This is a genomic window from Miniimonas arenae (genome assembly GCF_006351005.1).
Lineage (GTDB): Bacteria > Actinomycetota > Actinomycetes > Actinomycetales > Beutenbergiaceae > Miniimonas > Miniimonas arenae.
The window spans coordinates 1-20,153 of sequence record NZ_VENP01000056.1; the positions used below are offsets into that span (position 1 = coordinate 1).

General features: G+C 67.7%; 21 protein-coding genes and 1 pseudogene. 15 read left to right on the plus strand and 7 right to left on the minus strand.

The annotated features are described in order from the left end of the window. Nucleotides 1–674: 674 nt before the first annotated feature. On the minus strand, nucleotides 675–1,745 hold the full coding sequence (locus FH969_RS12385; RefSeq protein ID WP_108717757.1) for a flavin-containing monooxygenase: 1,071 nt from the start codon (nucleotides 1,743–1,745) through the stop codon (nucleotides 675–677). 54 nt (nucleotides 1,746–1,799) lie between these two features. Here FH969_RS12385 and FH969_RS12390 point away from each other — a divergent pair, with 54 nt between their 5' ends. Then, a complete protein-coding gene (locus tag FH969_RS12390) occupies nucleotides 1,800–2,117 on the plus strand; it encodes an ArsR/SmtB family transcription factor (RefSeq protein WP_108717758.1) in 318 nt (105 codons plus the stop codon). On the opposite strand, the gene FH969_RS12395 is transcribed toward FH969_RS12390, so the two are convergent. From FH969_RS12395 to FH969_RS12420, 6 genes are all read right to left on the minus strand, one after another. Further along, nucleotides 2,114–2,518, minus strand: coding sequence for an arsenate reductase ArsC (locus FH969_RS12395; protein WP_108717759.1), 405 nt, complete (start codon nucleotides 2,516–2,518; stop codon nucleotides 2,114–2,116). The genes FH969_RS12390 and FH969_RS12395 overlap by 4 nt on opposite strands. A gap of 16 nt (nucleotides 2,519–2,534) precedes the next feature. Next, nucleotides 2,535–3,527, minus strand: a complete 993-nt coding sequence (locus FH969_RS12400; RefSeq protein ID WP_108717760.1) for a metalloregulator ArsR/SmtB family transcription factor — start codon at nucleotides 3,525–3,527, stop codon at nucleotides 2,535–2,537. Continuing rightward, nucleotides 3,524–4,639 (minus strand): ACR3 family arsenite efflux transporter, encoded by a 1,116-nt coding sequence (gene arsB / locus FH969_RS12405; RefSeq protein ID WP_180359787.1) that lies wholly within the window; start codon nucleotides 4,637–4,639, stop codon nucleotides 3,524–3,526. Before arsB ends, FH969_RS12400 begins: the two co-directional genes overlap by 4 nt. Next, nucleotides 4,636–4,959 carry a thioredoxin gene (gene trxA / locus FH969_RS12410; protein WP_108717761.1) on the minus strand — a complete coding sequence of 108 codons (324 nt, stop codon included), beginning with the start codon at nucleotides 4,957–4,959 and terminating at the stop codon, nucleotides 4,636–4,638. Before trxA ends, arsB begins: the two co-directional genes overlap by 4 nt. Further along, nucleotides 4,956–5,933, minus strand: a complete 978-nt coding sequence (gene trxB / locus FH969_RS12415) for a thioredoxin-disulfide reductase (protein ID WP_108717762.1) — start codon at nucleotides 5,931–5,933, stop codon at nucleotides 4,956–4,958. Before trxB ends, trxA begins: the two co-directional genes overlap by 4 nt. 144 nt (nucleotides 5,934–6,077) lie before the next feature. Next, entirely contained in the window at nucleotides 6,078–6,452 is a 375-nt protein-coding gene (locus FH969_RS12420; RefSeq protein WP_073185969.1) for an ArsR/SmtB family transcription factor, read from the minus strand. 89 nt (nucleotides 6,453–6,541) lie between these two features. Between FH969_RS12420 and arsD the strand changes: the two genes are divergently transcribed. The 14 genes and pseudogenes from arsD (at nucleotide 6,542) to FH969_RS12490 (ending at nucleotide 20,148) form a co-directional block, all read left to right on the plus strand. Next, nucleotides 6,542–6,988 carry an arsenite efflux transporter metallochaperone ArsD gene (gene arsD, locus FH969_RS12425; RefSeq protein ID WP_108717763.1) on the plus strand — a complete coding sequence of 149 codons (447 nt, stop codon included), beginning with the start codon at nucleotides 6,542–6,544 and terminating at the stop codon, nucleotides 6,986–6,988. 12 nt (nucleotides 6,989–7,000) lie between these two features. Continuing rightward, complete coding sequence (arsA, locus tag FH969_RS12430; protein ID WP_180359788.1) at nucleotides 7,001–9,544, plus strand: arsenical pump-driving ATPase; 2,544 nt, start codon at nucleotides 7,001–7,003, stop codon at nucleotides 9,542–9,544. A 34-nt stretch (nucleotides 9,545–9,578) separates the two neighbouring features. Continuing rightward, on the plus strand, nucleotides 9,579–10,517 hold the full coding sequence (locus tag FH969_RS12435; protein WP_180359789.1) for a helix-turn-helix domain-containing protein: 939 nt from the start codon (nucleotides 9,579–9,581) through the stop codon (nucleotides 10,515–10,517). Nucleotides 10,518–10,720: 203 nt separating this feature from the next. Then, complete coding sequence (locus FH969_RS12440; RefSeq protein WP_108717765.1) at nucleotides 10,721–11,821, plus strand: ArdC-like ssDNA-binding domain-containing protein; 1,101 nt, start codon at nucleotides 10,721–10,723, stop codon at nucleotides 11,819–11,821. A 17-nt stretch (nucleotides 11,822–11,838) separates the two neighbouring features. Then, nucleotides 11,839–12,744: a bifunctional DNA primase/polymerase gene (locus FH969_RS12445; protein WP_234417700.1), complete on the plus strand. Its 906-nt coding sequence runs from the start codon at nucleotides 11,839–11,841 to the stop codon at nucleotides 12,742–12,744. A 35-nt stretch (nucleotides 12,745–12,779) separates the two neighbouring features. Further along, nucleotides 12,780–13,460 carry a DUF2637 domain-containing protein gene (locus tag FH969_RS12450; RefSeq protein WP_108717766.1) on the plus strand — a complete coding sequence of 227 codons (681 nt, stop codon included), beginning with the start codon at nucleotides 12,780–12,782 and terminating at the stop codon, nucleotides 13,458–13,460. Continuing rightward, nucleotides 13,457–13,840 carry a hypothetical protein gene (locus FH969_RS12455; protein ID WP_108717767.1) on the plus strand — a complete coding sequence of 128 codons (384 nt, stop codon included), beginning with the start codon at nucleotides 13,457–13,459 and terminating at the stop codon, nucleotides 13,838–13,840. The genes FH969_RS12450 and FH969_RS12455 overlap by 4 nt, the downstream gene beginning before the upstream one ends. A gap of 94 nt (nucleotides 13,841–13,934) precedes the next feature. Next, a complete protein-coding gene (locus FH969_RS12460; RefSeq protein ID WP_108719935.1) occupies nucleotides 13,935–14,780 on the plus strand; it encodes a hypothetical protein in 846 nt (281 codons plus the stop codon). A 48-nt stretch (nucleotides 14,781–14,828) separates the two neighbouring features. Then, a complete protein-coding gene (locus FH969_RS12465; RefSeq protein WP_342777032.1) occupies nucleotides 14,829–15,803 on the plus strand; it encodes a ParB N-terminal domain-containing protein in 975 nt (324 codons plus the stop codon). Nucleotides 15,804–15,845: 42 nt separating this feature from the next. Then, nucleotides 15,846–16,514: a hypothetical protein gene (locus tag FH969_RS12470; protein ID WP_108717768.1), complete on the plus strand. Its 669-nt coding sequence runs from the start codon at nucleotides 15,846–15,848 to the stop codon at nucleotides 16,512–16,514. Between the two features lie 12 nt (nucleotides 16,515–16,526). After that, nucleotides 16,527–17,089 (plus strand): annotated as a pseudogene (locus FH969_RS12475) (M23 family metallopeptidase); the annotation flags it as partial. A gap of 173 nt (nucleotides 17,090–17,262) precedes the next feature. After that, complete coding sequence (gene cmtR, locus FH969_RS12480; protein WP_108717769.1) at nucleotides 17,263–17,622, plus strand: Cd(II)/Pb(II)-sensing metalloregulatory transcriptional regulator CmtR; 360 nt, start codon at nucleotides 17,263–17,265, stop codon at nucleotides 17,620–17,622. Then, nucleotides 17,619–19,523, plus strand: coding sequence for a heavy metal translocating P-type ATPase (locus tag FH969_RS12485; protein ID WP_246071921.1), 1,905 nt, complete (start codon nucleotides 17,619–17,621; stop codon nucleotides 19,521–19,523). Before cmtR ends, FH969_RS12485 begins: the two co-directional genes overlap by 4 nt. A gap of 115 nt (nucleotides 19,524–19,638) precedes the next feature. After that, nucleotides 19,639–20,148, plus strand: coding sequence for a hypothetical protein (locus FH969_RS12490; RefSeq protein WP_199916518.1), 510 nt, complete (start codon nucleotides 19,639–19,641; stop codon nucleotides 20,146–20,148). Nucleotides 20,149–20,153: the final 5 nt, after the last annotated feature.

Below are 20,153 nucleotides of genomic sequence, written 5' to 3' on the forward strand. Positions count from 1 at the left end.
CCGCAACCGCACCAACTACCGCCTACGCATGCTCCTCGCCGCCGGCGGACTCACCCCCTGATCCCCACCAGATGTCCGAAGAGCCACATAACCACCAGGTCGGCATAACGGCGCTTATGTGGAAGTTCGCATAAGCGCCGTACTGGGCGATCTGGCCGACCTCGGGCTGGATGCGCGATGGATCGGCCTACCGGCATCCCTTGTCGGCGCTCCTCACCCCAGGCTCCGCATCTTCATCCTCGCCTGGCGCTCTGTTCCGGACGCCGCTCGCGACCGACTCGACCCGAGGCGGCGAATCACTGGACCAAGTACGGGCGAGGCGCGGAACAATCGCCCTATCACACCAGATCATCGACCTGGCACTCAACGGACCAACTGGCTCTCAGAACAAGAACGACGAAGCGGAGACGCTGTGGAACCTGATCGAGGACATCTTCACCGTTGGGGACGCTACACCCACGCCATCGCCCGATGGGAACACGTCACCGGACGGCCAGCCCCAGCACCCGCGCTCCTGAGCGACGACACCGGGCCGCGACCGTCACCGGCGTTCGTTGAGTGGCTGATGGGCTTGCCTGATGGTTGGGTCAGCAACGCCGTCCATGGGCTTACTCCGAACCAGCAGATCACCGCCCTCGGCAACGGTGTTCTTCCGCTTCAAGCGAGTCTGGCCGTCAGGTCGATGCTGCGTGGTCATTGTGTGGGCGCGGCATGAGGCGGCTGACAACGGCCTGGGCATCGCGACCAACTCCGCGCAGAGTCGCTGAGGCAAAGGAACGCTGGTGTTCGAGGCCGACGAATCCGAGTCCGGGCATCGTCGTAGAGATGCCTGCTCGGTGCCGGGGTAGACCCGTGGAGTCGAGCACTGGGGTGCTTGCGAGAAACGAAACGCTCGGTCGATACCCGGTGGCGAAGAGCAGCACATCGGCCTCGCGGCGCCGCCCGTCCACACCTACGAGTCGTCCGTCTTGGATGCGAACGGGCATCGGGTTCCATCCGACCGCTGCGCGTCGAAGGGCTGCGCGGTAGCGACCGTCGTCCAGTACCGGCGTCGTCACCGGAAAGAGTGAGTCGAGAACTCCTGCTCGGTCGAGGCCTGTACGGACAAGCCACCAATGGAGGTCTTTGCCCAGGATGCGCTGTCGTTGCCATCGGATCGGGTGACGTGAGTACATGTTCACCCGAGCCACTGTCCCAAGTTCGGCAGCGATCTGTACTGCGGAGTTGCCAGCACCGAATATCGCGATCCGAGCCCCCGCGAACTCCCCGGGGCTGCGGTACTGCGCCACGTGCAGAACGCGCCCGCCGAAAGCGTCGATGCCGGGGATCGGTGGGGTGTAAGGAGCGTCGAAGCTTCCTGACGCAACAATGACGCGGTGCGCTCGCACTTCGAACCCGTCGCCCCGCGCCGCGAGTCCGTTCGCTGTCTGGGTCAGCGACGTGACTCGTCGTTGGTATCGGATGTCCGCGTCCAACCGAGATGCATAGCGGGTGAGGTAGTCCACGACCTCATCGCGATGCGGATACCGATCCAGGTCGCCTGGGAACCGGAGGCCGGGCAGCTGCGAGAACCGGGCGGGCGAGAACAGCGTCAGCGAGTCGTAGTACCGAGGCCATGATCCGGCAGGCGAGGTGGAGGCGTCGAGGATCATCGACGCAGTTCCCGCTCTGCCGAGGTGGTGAGCGGCGGCTAGGCCGGCCTGCCCGCCGCCGATCACCAATGTGTCTGTCGTGGTCGTGTCCATGCTCGCATCATATCGTTGTTTCCCGAAATGACGATATGAGACTAGGATGAGGTCATGAGTGGTTCGTTGTTCCTGGCGGAGACGCAGGCGTTCCTGAAGGCGCTGGCCAGCGAGACGCGACAGCAGATCATGCAGGAGTTCGCCACCAGCGCGGCACTGACGGTCGGTGAGATCGCTGAGAGGTGTGGGATCGGGCAGTCCACCGCCTCGGAGCAGTTGACGATCCTGAGGCAGGGGGGTCTGGTGACCTCAACGCGGGCGGGCAAGCAGGTGCGGTATCGGGCGGACCCGAGCCGGATCAGTGACCAGCTGGAGGTGCTGGGCGACTTCCTTGCACGCTGCTGCCCGCCAACGGGAGCGGACGATCCCTAGCCGGCGAGAGAGGCGATCAGTCCCTCAATACGGGCGCGGATGTCGTCGCGGATCGGCCGGACCGCGTCGATGCCCTGCCCGGCGGGGTCGTCGAGCTTCCAGTCCTCGTAGCGCTTGCCCGGGTAGTAGGGGCAGGCGTCGCCGCACCCCATCGTGATCACCACATCCGAGGCCTGGACAGCCTCGGGCGTGAGCACCTTGGGCTGCTCTGCGGTGATGTCGATGCCCTCTTCACGCATGGCTTCGACGGCGATGGGGTTGATCTGGTCGGCGGGCATGGAGCCGGCGGAGCGGACCTCGATGCGGTCGCCGGCGAGGTGGCGGAGGTAGCCGGCTGCCATCTGGGAACGGCCGGCGTTGTGGATGCAGACGAACAGCACGGACGGCTTGGTGTCGGTCATGGTCGAGTCTCTTTCGTTAGTGGGTGGTGAGGGAGTCGAGCAGGGTGCGGACGCGGGCGGAGATGTCGTCGCGGATGGCTTCGACGCCTTCGATGGAGGCGAGGGCTGGGTCTCCGACCGCCCAGTCCTCGTAGCGGACGCCGGGGATGATCGGGCACACGTCGCCGCAGCCCATGGTGATGACGACATCGGCGGCGCGGACCGCGTCGTCGGTAAGCGGCTTGGGGAACCGCGCGGTGGCGGCGTCCTCGCCCTCGATCTGGGTGAGTAGCGAGCGCACGTGCGGGTGGACGTCTGGTGCCGGTCGTGACCCGGCGGAGCGGGCGACGACCTTGCCGTCGGCCATCTGGTTGACCAGCGCGGCCGCGAGCTGGGAGCGGCCGGCGTTCTGTACGCACACGAACAGCACCTGCGGCACACCCGTCTCGCGGTCGCGGGTGAGGTCGGTGAGGCGCTGGCGGGCGAAGCGCTCGGTGAGCGGCACCAGGTGTCGGGCGATCTTCGCGGACCGGAGGAGGCCGGCGTAGGACTCCCGCACCATGGTCACCACCAGGTCACGACTCAGCGTGTCGTATTCGTCGGCCAGTTCTTCGGCGAGGCGATCGATGACGTGCGCGTCGACCTCGCGCGGCGACTCGGGCCGGTCCTCGGCGGGGCTGGCGGTGACGGTGGACGCGAAGCCGTCCAGGAGGGCCGTGACGGCCGCGTGTCGGGTGGCGACGATGCGGTAGTACACCCAGGTGCCACGCCGTTGGGAGCTGAGCAGGCCGGTGTCCTTCAGGACCTTCAGGTGGTGGGAGACGGTGGGTTGGGAGACGTCGGCGAGTTCGGCGAGGTCGCAGACGCAGGACTCGCCGCGCGGGTCGGTGGCGATGGCCGAGAGCATCCGGAGCCGGAGCGGATCGGCCAGCGCCTTCAGCGCGTTGGCCACGGTGGTGGCCGCATCGAGGCCGATTGCGTGGGCCTCGGCAGGTGCGCACGTCTCGACCGTTGTGGGTGTTTCGGTCATGGTGTCCTCCTCAGGTCGGCCGTAGCGGTGTCCGGAGCGTAGGGGTCGGTGTGGAACCAGGCGCGTGCGGCCCACAGCGAGACGTAGACGAGGCCGACGAGCACGGGAACTTCGATAAGCGGGCCGACGACCCCTGCGAGAACCTGTCCAGATGCCGCGCCGAAGGTGCCGATCGCGACCGCGATGGCGAGTTCGAAGTTGTTGCCCGCCGCCGTGAACGCCAGTGTGGTGGAGCGGGCATAGCCCAGTCCGAGACCCTCGCCGAGCAAGAGCCCGACGAACCACATCAGCGCGAAGTAGACCAGTAGCGGCAGGGCGATCCGGGCGACATCGAACGGACTGGATGTGATCGCTTCGCCTTGGAGTGCGAAGAGCAGCACGATGGTGAACAGCAACCCATAGAGCGCCCACGGCCCGACCCTGGGGAGGAATCGGTTCTCGTACCAGTCGCGTCCCCGGCGCTTCTCGCCGATCCACCGCGAGGCGAACCCTGCGATGAGCGGGACGCCAAGGAAGACCAGGACGTTCAGCGCGATCTGCCCCACTGACACTTCCAGACCTTGGGTATCGAGGCCGAGCCAGCCGGGCAGTACGGTGAGGTAGAACCAGCCGAGCAGCGAGAACGCGACGACCTGGAAGATGGAGTTGATCGCAACCAGCACGGCGGTGGCCTCTCGGTCGCCGCAGGCCAGGTCGTTCCAGATCACGACCATCGCGATGCAGCGGGCCAGTCCCACGATGATGAGCCCCGTTCGGTACTCCGGCAGATCAGGCAGGAACAGCCAGGCGAGGGCGAACATGACTGCCGGGCCGAGGATCCAGTTCAGCACCAGGGATGAGACGAGGAGGCGCTTGTCGCCCGTGACGGCCGCGATCTTGTCGTAGCGGACCTTTGCGAGCACGGGGTACATCATCACGAGCAGCCCCAGCCCGATCGGTACCGAGATGCCTCCCACCTCCAGGCGAGCGAGCACATCGGAGACGGCGGGGACGAGACGACCGAGTAGGAGGCCTGCGATCATCGCCAGTCCGATCCACAGCGGCAGCCAACGGTCGAGGGCGGACAGGCGCTTCGGAGTGGCGCGTGTGGACGCCGTTGCGGTCGCGGTCATGCCAGGAGTCCGTCGATCTTCGCGGCGATGGACGGCTTTGGGTGCGCGCCGATCAGCATGTCGACCCGCTCGCCGTCGCGGTAGAAGGAAAGAGTGGGGATCGAGGTGACACCAGCTGTGGTCACGGTCTCGGGATTGGCGTCCGCGTCGATCTTGACGATCTTGACCCGGCCCGCGTACTCGGCGGCCAAGTGCTCCAGGATCGGAGCGATGGCCTTGCATGGGCCACACCACGCAGCCCAGATATCAACTACGACCGGAAGCTCTGATTCGAGCACTTCGCTGACAAACGTGGCGTCGGTGACGGGGGTGATACTCATGCGGAAACCTCCAGAGTGGGACTCTCGATCTGGGTGGGCAGATCGAGAGTCGACAGATAGTGCTGCGCGTCCAAGGCAGAGGCGCAGCCGGTGCCAGCGGCCGTGATCGCCTGCCGGTAGTTGTGATCCACCAGGTCACCGGCGGCGAACACGCCGGCCACGTTGGTGCGTGTCGTTGGATGGGCCACGATGACGTACCCCTCGGCGTCGGTGGACACCTGGTCGGCGACAAGCTCGGAGCGCGGGTCGTGCCCGATTGCGACGAAAGTGCCCGCCACATCCAGCACTCTTTCGGTGCCTGTGACCGTGTCGCGCAGGCGCAGACCGGTGACGTTCGCCTCGCCGAGGATCGCGGCCACCTCGCTGTTCCATACGACATCGATCTTGGGGTCGGCCAATGCCCGCTCGGCCATGATCCGGGACGCCCGGAACTCGCCGCGCCGGTGGACGAGCGTGACCTTGGCAGCGAAGCGCGTCAAGAACAGTGCTTCTTCCATTGCGGAATCGCCACCGCCGATGACCGCGATTTCCCGGTCACGGAAGAAGAAGCCGTCGCAGGTCGCGCACCATGACAGGCCATGTCCCGAGAGTCGCGCTTCCTCAGGGAGACCGAGCTTGCGATATGCGGACCCCATCGCCAGAATCACGGCGCGCGCCTGGAAGGTTCCGCTGCTGCTGGTCTCGATGACCTTCGTGGATTCGGTGAGTGCAAGACAGGTCGCGTCGTCATAGATGATGCGGGCGCCGAAGCGCTCTGCCTGGGCGCGCATCGCTTCCATCAGCTCGGGGCCTTGGATGCCGTCGGTGAATCCGGGGAAGTTTTCGACCTCCGTGGTCGTCATCAGCGCTCCGCCGGCCGTCACCGATCCAGCCAGGACGACCGGCGCGAGGCCTGCTCGCGCGGCGTAGATAGCTGCGGTGTATCCGGCTGGGCCGGACCCGACGATCACTAGTTCCACATCTTGCATCGACATGTATCTATATTGAAGGAGATCGAAGCAAGATGCAACCCGGGAGCGGCGGCGGGTGCTGTTCGGACGCCACGGGCAGGCTGGCCCCCGCGGCGTCGCGGCTTTCGAGGCGGAGTCGGTCGGGAGGGTTGTCGTGGGCCTGGTGGGTCAGCAGGTGATCGACGGGTCCGCCGAGCAGTTGTCCGGGTCCGGCAGTCCGGCGAGGAACGCTCGCACGGTCGCCAGGCCCTGCGGCGTGGCGTGGTAGTGCGCCCACTTGTGGCGCATCTCCCGGCTGATGAGCCCGGCCTTGACCAGCCGGGCCAGATGGTAGGAGAGGGTTGGCTGGCTGATGCCAAGACTGTCGGGCATGTGACAGGCGCACACGCTGGAGCAGCAGTTCGCCGAGATGTGATGCAGCAGCTTGACCCGGACCGGATCGGAGAGTGCCTTGAAGGTGGCGGCGACCCGCTCGGCCTCCTCGTCGGCGAGCGCCGACGCGCCCTGTGGGGCGCAGTCGATGATCGGGAGGTGCTGAACCATGCGCGCCAGCTTACCACCTCAGATTGACAGACGTCGATATGAGCCCTAGCCTTCATATTGACGAACATCAATCCGAGAGAGGCGTCCTCATGATCCAGGTCTTCGAAGGCCCGTTGTGCTGCAACACCGGGGTGTGTGGCCCCGACCCCGACCAGGCGCTGGTCGACTTCACCGCCGACCTCGACTGGCTTACCCGGCAAGGTGTGTCGGTGCGCCGGGCGAACCTGGCCCAGGACCCCGCCGCGTTCGCTGACAGCGCCGTCGCGCGGGCGTTCGTGCAGAAGGTCGGCGCGTCCGGGCTGCCGCTGATCGTGGCTGACGACGTGACGGTTGCCACCGGACGCTACCCCTCCCGCGCCGAGCTGGCCCGGATCGCCGGCGTCGAGGCGCCCGCCGAGAACACGGCGACCGGGTGCTGCGGTAGCGCCACGCCCACCCCGGCAGCGTCGGTGTGCTGTGGCGACGAGGCCCCGGTGTCGTCGGGATGCTGCGGTTCGGACCAGTCGGTGACCATCCAGTCCGGTTCTCAGGCGTAGGGCTGATCGGAGATGATCGAGCTGCTGCACAACCTGCCGAGGTTCCTGTTCCTGACCGGGAAGGGCGGTGTCGGGAAGACGAGCATCGCCTGCGCCGCCGCGGTCGACCTCGCCCGCCGGGGCAACAGGGTCCTGCTGGTCTCCACCGACCCGGCCTCGAATGTCGGCCAGGTCTTCGACCAGCGGGTCGGGTACGCGATCACCCCGATTGTCGGCGTTGCCGGGCTCGACGCGCTGGAGATCGACCCCGAGGCCGCCGCCGAGGAGTACCGCCAACGCGCACTCGCCCCGATCCGGGACTTCCTCTCGGTCAAGGACCTCGCCGACGTCACCGAGCAGCTCTCCGGGTCCTGTACCACCGAGATCGCCTCGTTCAACGAGTTCACCGCCTTCCTGGCCGGCAACGACATCGCGCGAGGCTACGACCACATCGTCTTCGACACCGCCCCGACCGGCCACACCGTCCGGCTGCTCAAGCTCCCCGGCGAATGGACCTCCTTCCTCGAAGACGGGCTCGGCGATGCGTCCTGCCTCGGTCCGATGGCCGGCCTCGACAAGACCCGCACCACCTACGCCGACGCGCTCACCGCCCTGGCCGACCCGTCCGTGACGAGACTGGGCCTGGTCGCCCGCCCACAGACCTCATCGCTGGCCGAGGCGTCCCGCACCGCCGACGAACTCGCCGAAGCCGGCGTCCACGCCACCCACCTGGTCATCAACGGCATCCTCCCCAGCGAACCCATCTCCGATGTCCTGGCCGACGCGATCCGCGCCGAGGAGACTGCCGCCATCGCCGCCATGCCCGTCAACCTCGCCGGGCTGACGATCGACCGGCTCCCGCTGCGCTCCCGCGACGTGATGGGCCTCGACGCCCTCACCACGCTGCTCTCCGAGGCCCCGGACCACACCCCGGCGTTAGCCGCACCGCGCGCCAACGCCCCCGCCGGCTCGTCGGACTCTCTGGCCGCGACGATCGCGCAGCTGGCGGCCAAGGATCACGGCTTGGTGATGGTCGTGGGGAAAGGCGGCGTCGGGAAGACGACGATGGCTGCGGCGATCGCCGTCGGTTTGTCCGACCGCGGCAAGGACGTGCTGCTGACCACCACCGACCCGGCCGCGCATCTCGCCTGGACGGTCGGCGAAGCGGCGCCCTTCGAGGTCTCCAGTATCGATCCCGTCCAGGCCGTGGCCGACTATAGGCGCCACGTCATGGACACCAAGGGCGCGGGCCTGGACGCCGACGGTCGGGCCAACCTCGCCGAGGACCTGCGCTCGCCCTGCACCGAAGAGGTGGCCGTCTTCCAGGCCTTCGCCGCCGCCGTCGAGCAATCCGCCCACCGGTTCGTGGTCATGGACACCGCCCCCACCGGGCACACCCTGCTCCTCATGGACGCCACCGGCTCCTACCACCGCGAGGTCGTCCGCAACCTGCCCGAGCAGGCAGGGCTCACGCCACTGGCCCGACTCCAGGACCCCGACAACACCAGCGTCATCGTCGTCACGCTGCCCGAGACCACCCCCGTCCTCGAAGCCACCGGCCTGGCCGCCGACCTCACCCGAGCCAACATCACCACCTGGGGATGGATCGTCAACCGCTCCCTCACCCCGACCGACACCACCAGCCCCCTGCTGGCCGAACGGATCAACGCCGAACAAACACCTCTGCGAGAGGCCCAGGCGCAGACCGGCCGGGTCGCCGTCGTGCCCTACAGCGACACCCCTCCCGTGGGTGTGAACCAACTTCGCCAGCTCTCCACCGCCTCGGACCGGGACGCCGGTCACGCTGTCCGTGAGCAGGTACGCCTCCGCTACGCGCAAGCCGCAACGGCAGTCCGCGCCGGCGCTCACAACACCGACCTGCTGGCGGACAGTACCTGCTGCTCACCCGCTTCTTGCTGCGGCAATCCCAGCGCTGACATCGGTGGCTTCGGGGCCGGGCTCTACGACGCGACGGAGGCTGCCGAGTTGCCGCTGGAGGCGATCGAGGCGAGTCTGGGATGTGGCAACCCAACCACGGTCGCAGCGCTGTGCGAGGGCGAGCGCGTCCTAGACCTCGGTTCCGGGGGCGGAATCGATGTCCTGCTCTCCGCACGCCGTGTCGGCCAGTCCGGATTCGCCTACGGCGTTGACATGACCGACGAGATGCTCGACCTGGCACGCACCAACGCCGCGAACGCCGGAGCGACCAACGTCGAGTTCCTCAAAGGCACTATTGAGGATGTACCCCTACCCGACGGCGCAGTCGACGTCGTGATCTCCAACTGCGTCATCAACCTGTCCACAGACAAGCCGGCCGCCCTGGCGGAGATGTTCCGTGTGCTCGCTCCCGGCGGAAGAATCGGCATCTCCGATGTCGTCGCCGAAGACCATCTCACCCCGGCCGAACGAGCCGAGCGCGGTTCATACGTGGGGTGCATCGCCGGCGCGCTCTCCAAGAGTGAATACCTTCAGGGCCTCGCCGCAGCCGGATTCACCGACCCTACCGTCGAGTTCACCCACCAAGTCGCCGATGACATGCACTCAGCGATCATCCGCGCGACGAAGCTGGTGCGTTAGCTTCCGGAACCTTCGAAGAGTGAGCTCGCTGGGGATGAGCCATGGGGCCAGCAGCGGTGAGATCGACAGCGCAGCGAGCGGCGTGGTTCGGTGGCCGGTGCGCGTCGAGACCGGCCACTACGCGCACCCTGTAGCGCCGGAGGTATATGACTGTGTGAAGTTCCTGCTAGCCCGCGAGGGCTCAGGGACTATCACCGGTGACTGGGGCGAGCGTCGGTTCCGCATGGGCGATCTGATGCTGGTGGGCTCAGGCTTTGCTATCGGTGGAGCGCCGGACGGGACGGCAACGACCTCGACAATCTTTGCCGACAAAGACTACGTAATGGATCAGGTGTACTGGCGCTACGCCGATGTGTTGCAGGACCGGACGGCAGCCGAGACCGTGATGCAACGCGCGTTCGGAACGGGCGCAATCATGATCCGTCTGAACGGCCCGCTGGCAGCCACCTTCGCCGCGAGAATCGATGAGATCGAGCGGGCGCAGACAATGAGAGAGTTCCATCGGATGCAGGCCGCCTTTGCCGAGGTCTTGCACCTGCTCGGGCAGTTGTTGCCGTGGAGCCCGGCGCCGTCGCTACGAACCCTGACACACGGGATCGCAGCGATGGTGGCCCGTCGCACCGCCACGCGGCCCGTGCGCAGCGAGGTGCTGCAGGTCCGCAACGCCATCCAGTGTGATCTAGCCCACCGTTGGCTCGTCGCGGAGATGGCCACGACGGCACATCTATCGGTGCGGCAACTACAGCGAGTGTTCGCCGAGTCGCTGGGCGTGTCCCCGATCACCTTCCTGGGCCTGTTGCGCACCAAGGAGATGGCCCGAATGCTTCGTGACACCGAGATGACAGTCGGCGAAATGAGCAGAGCCGTAGGTTGGCGGAGCCGGAGCCACGCTCGGTCAGTGTTCGCGATGTCAACGGGAATGACACCCGAAGGGTACCGGCAGATGGTGCGTGGTCGGGATCACGACGCGTAGCGTCGGTATCGCGCCAATGTGACGCCCGCCGTCTCGCCGCCTGGTCCACGCGTCGGATAGGCAGGGATGACGCCAGGTTCCCTGCCGCCACGACTCTCGGCACCCCTTCTCTGTGTTGCTGACCGTCCCCTCCGGGTTGCCTTGGCGCACCTTCCGGACACCGCCTCCATCCCGGAGGCAGCGCCGGCTGAAGGACGCAAATCATGGTGACCAACGACGAGGGGCGTGCCGCCCGCGAAGCAAAACTCGAATACCTCCACGACACACTCGCTACCACCGTGGAGGCGCTGGTTTCCGCCGAAGACTGGGTGCGGGCGTTGGAGTTCGCGGCCCGGTTCCGGTCGCGCTCGTTCAACAACACGCTGCTGATCTGGGTCCAGCACGAGGCAGCGTTCGAGGCCGGCAAGGTGCCGAACCCGGTGCCGTCTCATGTGGCCGGGTACCGGCAGTGGCAGCAGCTCGGCCGTCAGGTGCAGAAGGGCCAGCAGGGCTACATGATCTTTGCCCCGGTGACCGGCCGGTTCGCCTCATCCAACCCGGCTGATCCGTCGTCGTGGCACAGGTTGGGGCCACGGGAGAAGCACAAGGTCAACGAGGTCGTGCGCACCCGAATGGTAGGCGCCCGGCCCGCCTACGTGTGGGACGTGACGCAGACCGAGGGTGATCCGATCCCCGAGACTCCCGCGCCGAAGCTGCTGGACGGCGAAGCACCGGCCGGGCTGTGGGACGGCCTGGCGGCCCAGGTTGAGGCGCTGGGGTTCGAGGTCGTGCGGGTGCCGGATGCCGGGCAGATCGGCGGCGCAGACGGCCTGACGGACTACACGACGCGGCAGGTGTCGGTGCGAACCGACGTGACCGAGGTGAACCAGGTGGCCACGCTGGTGCATGAGCTGGCACATGTGCTGATGCACGACACGACCGATGAGGAAGCCCGGCAGCACCGCGGCATCCGGGAAGTGGAGGCCGAATCGGTCGCGTTGATGATCGGTGCCGCGCACGGCCTGGACACCAGCGGTTACACGATCCCGTATGTGGCGGGGTGGGCGTCCTCGGTCAAGGACACCGAACCGGCGGAGGTCATCAAGGCCACCGGGGAGCGGGTGCGCAAGACCGCGTTGGGCATCCTCGACCAGCTCGACACCTTCCAGGTCGCCAACGGCGCTCCACCCGGCCTCAGCCGGGAGCTGTCTGATCGGGTGGCACCTGGGACGGATGCGGGACGCGAGCGGCCCACGGTGCCGAGCGTGCCGGTGGTCGAGCCCGAGATCGAGCCCGTGACCGTGTTTGCGGGTCGGGGGCTGTGATGTCTGGCCCGGGCCGCTTGACGGCGGCGATCAACGAGATGGGCCTGGCGACGCCGCTCTCGGTGGCTGCCGCCGGATTCGCGGGGGCCGGTGTTCCGGTGTTCCCGTGCGCGCCAGGCGGCAAGCATCCGATCACCGAGCACGGGTTCCACGACGCAACCACGAATCTCGCTCAGGTGCGTCAGTGGTGGCGACGGTTCCCGCAGGCGAACATCGGCGTCCCGACCGGTCGGCCATCTGGGGTGGTCGTGGTGGATGTCGATGTTCATGGCGTCAACGGATTCGCGGCCTGCCGCCGAGCCAAGGAGGCGGGCCTTCTCTCGGGGTGGGAGGTGATCGTCCGGTCGCCCTCGGGCGGGCTGCACGCCTACTACCCGACTCACCAAAGTGCCGAGCAACGGTCGTGGCAGGCGGGCCTGGCCGGGATCGACTTCCGAGGTGACGGTGGCTACATCATCGCGCCACCTTCACGCCGGGCTGTCAACGGCGAGTTGACGCTGTACCAGATGACCGCTGTCAGCGAGGCGCCGGGCAAGGCGCTAGATGCGACGATGCTGCGGGACTTTCTCGATCCGCCCCGGCCCCCGCGCCCACGTTCCTATCGAGGCAACGGTGAGTTGGACGTGCGGCGGATCGCCGAGTGGGTGGCGCGTCGGCCGGAGAACGAACGTAATCATGGTTTGTTCTGGGGCGCGTGCAAGTTGGCCGAACGGGGGGTCGGGCAGGCGGAGGCGTTTGATGTGCTGACCCGCGCGGCGATGAGTGCTGGCCTCGGTGAGCGCGAAGCCGCACGGACGGTCCGGTCGGCCTACCGCACCGTCAACGATGGCCATGTCAGTTCGGGCATTGCGGCCGTCGATACGGAGGAGTTCGCGGTCTCGGTCGCAGACTCGCCGGCCGCGATAGTGCGGGGGCTGCCGTGACCAGACTTGTTGGAGCGGGTGGTAGCCGTTGGGCCGTGGTCTCGGCGGCGTCTGGAACTGTGCTGATCGCTGCCGGAGCGTTCTGGTTGTCGTTCACGGCGTTGGCTGATCTGGCGCGTCGCTCGGGCATCTCGTCCGGACAGGCATGGATATGGCCGCTGCTGGTGGACGGTCTGATCGTGGTGTCCACGGTCGCAGTCGTCGCGCTGGATGGTCGGCGGGCTGCGTGGTACCCGTGGGCGCTGCTGATCTGCGGAGCCTTGGTGTCGGTCGCTGCGAACGCGATTCACGCGATCGTGACAGCGGATGCCGATGTCCCCGCGCTACTCGCCGCGTCGGTCGCGGCCGTGCCTCCGGTCGTGCTGCTGGCCAGCACCCACCTGACAGTCGTGCTCATCCGCTCCACCAGAGCTGGCCCCGTGCCGGAACCAGACGCACCGGCTACTGCGCATCCGCTCGCTATCGCCGAGCTACTACCACTCAACACCGCAGGTGAGGCTGACGAGCAGGTTGCAGAGTCGAGCGTCGAGGAGTCTGCGCGTAGGGCCGTCTCGCCTGTGGAGCGGGTCTCGCAGCGGGCGGAGGCGGCACGGCTGCGGGGCGAGGGGTGGTCGAACAAGCGCATCCCCCAAGAGTTGACGGTGCATCCGTCCACCGTGGGGCGTTGGTTTGCCACCGACGCTTCTGAGATTCCCGAAGACAGGAGAGAACGATGACCATTGACCAGCACACCACGCCGGACCCCGAGCCTCCGGCCGCTCCACGCCGCGATCTGACCGCTGAGGGCGGAGCCTCCGCGCCGGAGGCGGTGCAGGCCGCCGATGTCGACCGTGGGAGCAGGGACACGAAGGAGTTGGAGGTTGAGCGGCCGGCGCGGGGGGTGGACTGGGTGCGCCCTTCCGACTTGCTTTCGCGGGCGAGTGGAGCGTTGGCGCGCAGCGGCATCGACTTCCAGACCGGACTCGCGCAGCGCGCCCGGTCGGGGATCGTCGCCGGGGCCAAGGCGTCGGCTTCGCGCGTGCGGCGGCTTGCCCCGTTGTCTGCCTTCGGGCGAGGCGAGCCCGCCGTTGAGCAGCGTGGCCTGGAAAGGACCTGATCGGGGGTGATCCATCATGCACACCATCACGTTCGTCATCGGTATCGCCCCAGTTTGGGAGGCGATGCGCACCTGCTTGCCAGGAGGTGCCGAGATGACCACACGCACGATGACCGCCGACGAGGGCGGCACAGAGGACTTCACCACGGGCGAGGGACTGCGCGCCTTGTTGCGACGGCTCCACGAAGCGGGGCCGGATGCGTGGCGCACTGATCCCGTCGCGGCACGTCTGATGGCCTTCGCTGCGGAGAAGTACGAGGCCCTGGCCAGGAAGCACGGCCTTGATCCGTGGGAGGCCGCGACCGCCGCGTTCGATGTGATGCGCACCCGTTCGGCGCGGGAGGCCGTCGATCCCTGGGGTGTGGTGACGCACGCCGTCCGGATTACCTGCATCTTTGAGGAACGCGCCCAGGGCCTGCTCTGCTCGGTGCACCAGGCCCGACGCCCGCACGTCTCGGTCTTCCATGACGCCGAGCGCCTTTCGGAGCGCGACAACCCGCTCGATGACTACCACTCCGCTTTCCACACCACCGACACGACGCCCGACGACGAACACAGTGCTGAAGGCCACACGTCGGCGGTCTCGGCCGTGGAGGACGCGATCGCGTTCATGACGCTGCTCGGCTGGCCTGCCGCTGCCGCGCGGGCCGGGGTCGAGCATGTCTGCCAAGCGCTTGCACGGGCGGGATCACGGCAGTCCGCGTTCGAGGTACTGCGCCGCGACCGGCACGCCCAAGCCCTGCTCGACCTCGACGGCGAGGCATGGTCAGCGCTGCTGAAGACTCTGCTGGGCAACCAAGCTCCTGGCATGTCCGCGACCACGGCAGGCCGGGGCATCTTGCTGCGCCTGCTGATCGGCGAAACGCTACCGGTCCTGTTGCATGATGACGACCTAGTGCTCACCGTCGCCCTCGCCGCTCCAGGGAGTGGACGATCATGAGCGGCGATGGGCGGATCGAGCTCAAACGATCGGTCGACTCCATCGTCATTGGCCACCGGCATCGCACCGACTTGGGCGACCTCGATGCGCTGGCGGCGTCCATCACCCCGCGACGGCCTGCTGCAACCCCCGACGATCACCCCTGACGGGGTGCTGGTGTGCGGGCGGCGCCGGCTGGCCGCGATCCAGCAACTCGGCTGGCGCACCGTCAACGTGTGGGTGCGGTCCGGTATCTCGGATCGGCTCGGGCACCTGTTGGCCGAGCAGGACGACAACGTGCTCCACAAGCCGCTGACCCCGCTGGAAGCCACCACGCTCTACCGGGAGCTGAAGGAGTTGCTTGCCGAGGACGCCGCCGCACGGCAGGCCGCCACCCGGTTCAGCAGCGGCTACCAGCCCGGAGCGACGGGCGAACCGGCCGACGGCAACGGTGGCGGAAAGTTTCCGGCACCGTCCACGCCGTCGGGCGAAACCCGTCAACAGGCAGCAGCGATGATCCCCGGTGCCGGCTCGTACAAGACGCTCGACAAGATCGAGTACGTCCAGCAGGCCGCGATGCGCGAAGACCTGCCCGCCGAGGCGCGCGCTGAGATCGCGCAAGGCCTGGCAGACATCGAGGCCGGTGGCCCCGTGCATCCGGTCTTCACCCGCGTCCGCGAACTCCTGGCCGACGCACCGGGTGCGGTGGACTTGGAGGCGATGGCGCAAGGAGCACTCGCCCGCGCCAAGCAGGCGGGCTCGAAGACGAAACGACGCACCCCTGCGGTGGCGGCAACCCCGGTGTGGACGACCCGCTCCTTCGTCGTGATCTGGAGCGAGTTGGACGGATGGTGGACTCACTACGACCCCGATACCCTCGCCGATGCCCTGGCTGCCGGTGAAGTGGAAATGTTCCTGATGATCGCGGACGGCACCAGCGAGTTCGCCGCCGCGCTCGACGCCGCCCGCGCCCGCCAACAGACGGCCGAAGACGGCGACGGCGCTGTGGAGCCGGTGCGACACCTGCGCGCGCTAGACTCCTAGCAGCGTCCACACAGGCTGGTCGGGCAGGCGCACCTGCTCGGCATGAGTCCGACAGATACCCTTTCCCGCCGGCGACTGATCGTGATCGCCGTCTCCGCCGCGCTGCTCGTGATCCTCACCGGGGTCGGCGTCTACGGCCTTCTCTCCGGCCCGCGCACCCAGGCACCGCCCGACGCGCCAGCGCCGTCATCGTCTGCCTCGCCAGGTGATCCTCACCAGGTTCCGGACACGCTGCCCACGATCCCAACGACCCGCGACCCGGAGCGGTTCGCCCGCAACGTCGCGGAGGCGCTGTTCGCGTGGGACACCGGGTCGGGCCTGATGCCGCTGGACTACACCTCCGTCGTGTTGGCGGTGGGCGATCCGAGCGGGCACGAGCAGGCCGGACTGGCCTCCGACATCTCGGGCTACCTGCCCTCGCGGGAAGCGTGGATAGAGCTGCGCAGGTGGGCCACGCTCCAGTACCTCGACGTCACCAGCCTGTTCGTCCCGGATGCCTGGGCTGACGCCGTGACGCAGGCCCGGCCAGGCCAGCTCCCAGACGGTGCGACCGCGATCACGGTCGAGGGCATTCGGCACCGTTCCGGCCTGTGGCAGGGCCAGCCCGTCACCAGTGAGCACGAGGTCGCCTTCACGGTGTTTCTCGCCTGCCCCACCGGATCGTCTTGTCATCTGCTGCGGCTCTCCCAGCTCGACAACCCTCTTCGATAGCCGGCGGGACCGATGATGAAGAAGACGGCCATCACCGCGGTGATCCTGATGCTGTTCGGGCCGACGATCCTGCTGCTGAGCGTTGCGGTACTGATGAACCCCGCCGCTGCCGCGTGCGCGACTGGGGCTGGTACCGGGATCATCGTCGGGAACATCCCCGACCAACTCCGAGTGACCACCGCGAACGGCGAGACCTTCACGCTCAATCGTCAGCAGCTCACCCACGCGGCCACCATCATCACCGTCGGCGGTGGAATCGAGGGGGTGGCCGTCCCGGCGTCAAGGTCGCGCTGATGGCAGCGCTCACCGAGTCAACGTTGCGGATGCTCACGAACACCGGCGCCTACCCCGAATCGGCGAACTACCCCAACGACGGCAACGGCGGCGACCACGACTCCCTCGGCCTCTTCCAGATGCGCCCGCAATCCGGCTGGGGCACCGTCGCAGAACTCATGGACTCCAACTACCAGGCCCGCGCGTTCTTTGGCGGCCCGGACGGTCCCAACTACCCGAGCCCGCGCGGGCTGCTCGACATTCCCGGTTGGCAGCAGATGGACCCCGGCGAAGCCGCCCAGGTTCCGGGCTTCTCGTTCGGAAAGCTCGGGAGCCTGACTACTCACCGCCGGTCTCGGGCTAGGTGGAGGTGGCGCACTCCCGGGATGGTTGTGGAACAGGCAAGCTGGGCGAGACCATGCCCTTGCCCTGGGCGTGCGCATCATTCATTCAGCTTTCGCTGTATAGTCACCACATGCTGACTATTGCTTCGAGGTTGGATGTGATGAACCGGCTGGGCCGGGCGATGGCCGATCCCACACGTTCTCGGATTCTGATGAGCCTGTTGGAGGGGCCGAGCTATCCGGCGGTGCTGTCGCGGAACCTGGGTCTGACGCGCTCAAACGTATCGAACCATCTGACTTGTCTGCGCGATTGCGGCATCGTAGTGGCCGAGCCGGAGGGCCGACAGACGCGGTATGTGATTGCCGACCCACACCTGGCGGCGGCGCTGAACGCGCTGGTCGAGGTGACGCTCGCCGTCGATGAGCAGGCGCCGTGCATCAACCCGGCCTGCCAGGTCGCGGGCTGCTGCGAACCGGGAGCGGGCGCGTGAGCGCAGTTACGGGGTCACAGGTCGAGGGCGTCGATCTGGACGACGACGATGACGACCATGACGGGCCGTGGTGGAAGGATCGGGAGATCCTGCTGCCGGCGTTCTCGGGCCTGGCGCTCCTCGCGGGCCTGATCTGTGAGTGGTCCGGGGCGGAGATTCCCGCCCTGGCGCTGTTCTGGGCAGGGCTCTTGGCGGGTGCCTCGACGTTCACGCCGGGCGCGATCCGCAAGGTGTTGAAGGGCAAGCTCGGGATCAGTCTGCTGATGACGATCAGCGCGATCGGTGCGGTGTTCCTCGGATATATCGAGGAGGCTGCCGCGCTGGCGTTCCTCTACTCGATCGCCGAAGCCTTGGAGGATAAGGCGATGGACCGCGCCCGCGGCGGCCTGCGGGCACTGCTGAAACTCGTCCCTGAGACCGCCACGATCCGACGCGGCGGGACTGCGGTCGAGGTCGCCGCGAAAGACCTGGCGGTCGGCCAGCTTCTGTTGGTGCGTCCGGGTGAGCGGATCGCGACGGACGGGGTCGTGCGCGCAGGACGCTCCAGCCTGGACACCTCAGCGATCACCGGCGAATCCATCCCGGTAGAGGTCGAACCCGGCGACACCGTGTCGGCTGGGGCGATCAGCACCGCCGGCGTACTGGAGGTCGAGGCGACCGCGGCGGGCACGGACAACTCGCTGACCACGATCGTGGAGCTGGTCGAGCAGGCGCAGGCCGAGAAGGGCGACCGCGCCCGCCTCGCGGACCAGATCGCTCGCCCGCTCGTGCCCGGCGTGCTGATCCTCGCCGCCCTGGTCGCACTGATCGGGTCGCTGCTCGGAGACCCAGAGCTGTGGATCACCCGCGCACTAGTCGTGCTGGTCGCCGCATCTCCCTGTGCGCTGGCGATCTCGGTGCCGCTCACCGTGGTCGCCGCGATCGGCTCCGCGAGCAAGTTCGGGGTGATCATCAAGTCCGGCGCGGCCTTCGAGCGCTTCGGCGTGATCCGCCACGTCGCCGTGGACAAGACCGGCACCCTGACCCGCAACCAGCCCACCGTCACCGCCGTGCTCACCACCGAGACTGCGTCCGAGGCCGAGGTGCTCGGCTGGGCGGCCGGGCTGGAACAGCACAGCACCCACCCGCTCGCCGCCGCGATCACCCAGAACGCTCCCTGCGCCCCTGCTGCCGTCGACGTGTCTGAGCAGGCCGGGCACGGCATGACTGGCGTCATCGACGCCGCGACGATCACCGTCGGCAGCCCCCGATGGCTTGACCCCGGAGCCCTCGCCAGTCAGGTAGCGGAACTGGAGCGGCAGGGAATGACCGTTGTGGTCATCCACCGCGGCGATCAGCCGGTCGGCGCGATCGGGGTACGCGACGAGCTGCGCCCGGAAGTACCCGAAGTGATCCGCACCCTCGCCGGTCAGGGAGTCGCGGTAACGATGCTCACCGGCGACAACACCCGCACTGCCCGAGCCCTCGCCGCCCAGGCCGGTATCGAGGATGTGCGCGCCGAGCTGCGGCCGGAAGACAAGGCCGACGCGATCAGCAAGCTGGCCGGAGCCGGGCTTGTGGCGATGATCGGGGACGGCATCAACGACGCCCCCGCACTCGCCGCCGCTGACATCGGCATCGCAATGGGCGCCACCGGATCGGACGCGGCAATCGAGTCCGCCGACGTCGCGTTCACCGGCCATGACCTGCGCCTCATCCCACGCGCGTTCGCCCATGCCCGCCGCGGCAGGCGCATCATCAACCAGAACATCATCCTGTCACTGCTGATCATCACAGGGCTGCTCCCGCTGGCACTGTTCGGCGTCCTCGGCCTCGCCGCCGTCGTGCTGGTCCACGAGATCGCCGAGGTCATCGTCATCCTCAACGGGCTCCGCGCCGCGCACACCCGCACCGCGACCTGAACGGGTTGCTCCCTCTCTACCGCTGGCAGAGCGGGAACATGAGGAACCCGCAATAGTAGAGACAGGCACCTGACAACAGGCTCGGTCCCGGGCGGTGTGGGCGCACCTGGCGGACATGAAGCAACCCCATCATGCTGCCGCTCCCGCCGTCCCGGTGTCGATGCCGCAGCTTGTCCTGGATGTGCGTGCCGACGGCACGATGACCGCTCTCCTCGACGGCCAGCCGGTCACACCGCCGGTTGGGGCAGGGCCATGGCGGCGGGCTGGGTTCGCACGGATCATCGACCACGCCACCCGCGAACGTCAGGTGCCGGTACGGGTCACGGTGCATGAGAGTGACGGGAGCACGTTCACCGACATCCTGCCCGCCACGCGCCGCTCCCGTCGGCAGCCACCGACCGCACAGCCGGAACCAACCACGATGGCGCGGAGGGCCGAGCCCGTGCCGATCGACGGTGGTCACGGCTTCCTCGCCGGCGAGGATGTGGCGATCGCGCTCGTTACCGGCCACACCGATGCCAGTCATCACGGCCAAGTACGCGCCCTCGGGCCCTACCCCCGGATGTTGGACACGGGGTGTGATTACGCGGCGGTCGGCAGCGTAGCGGCCCGGCGGGCCTCGTAGGTGGA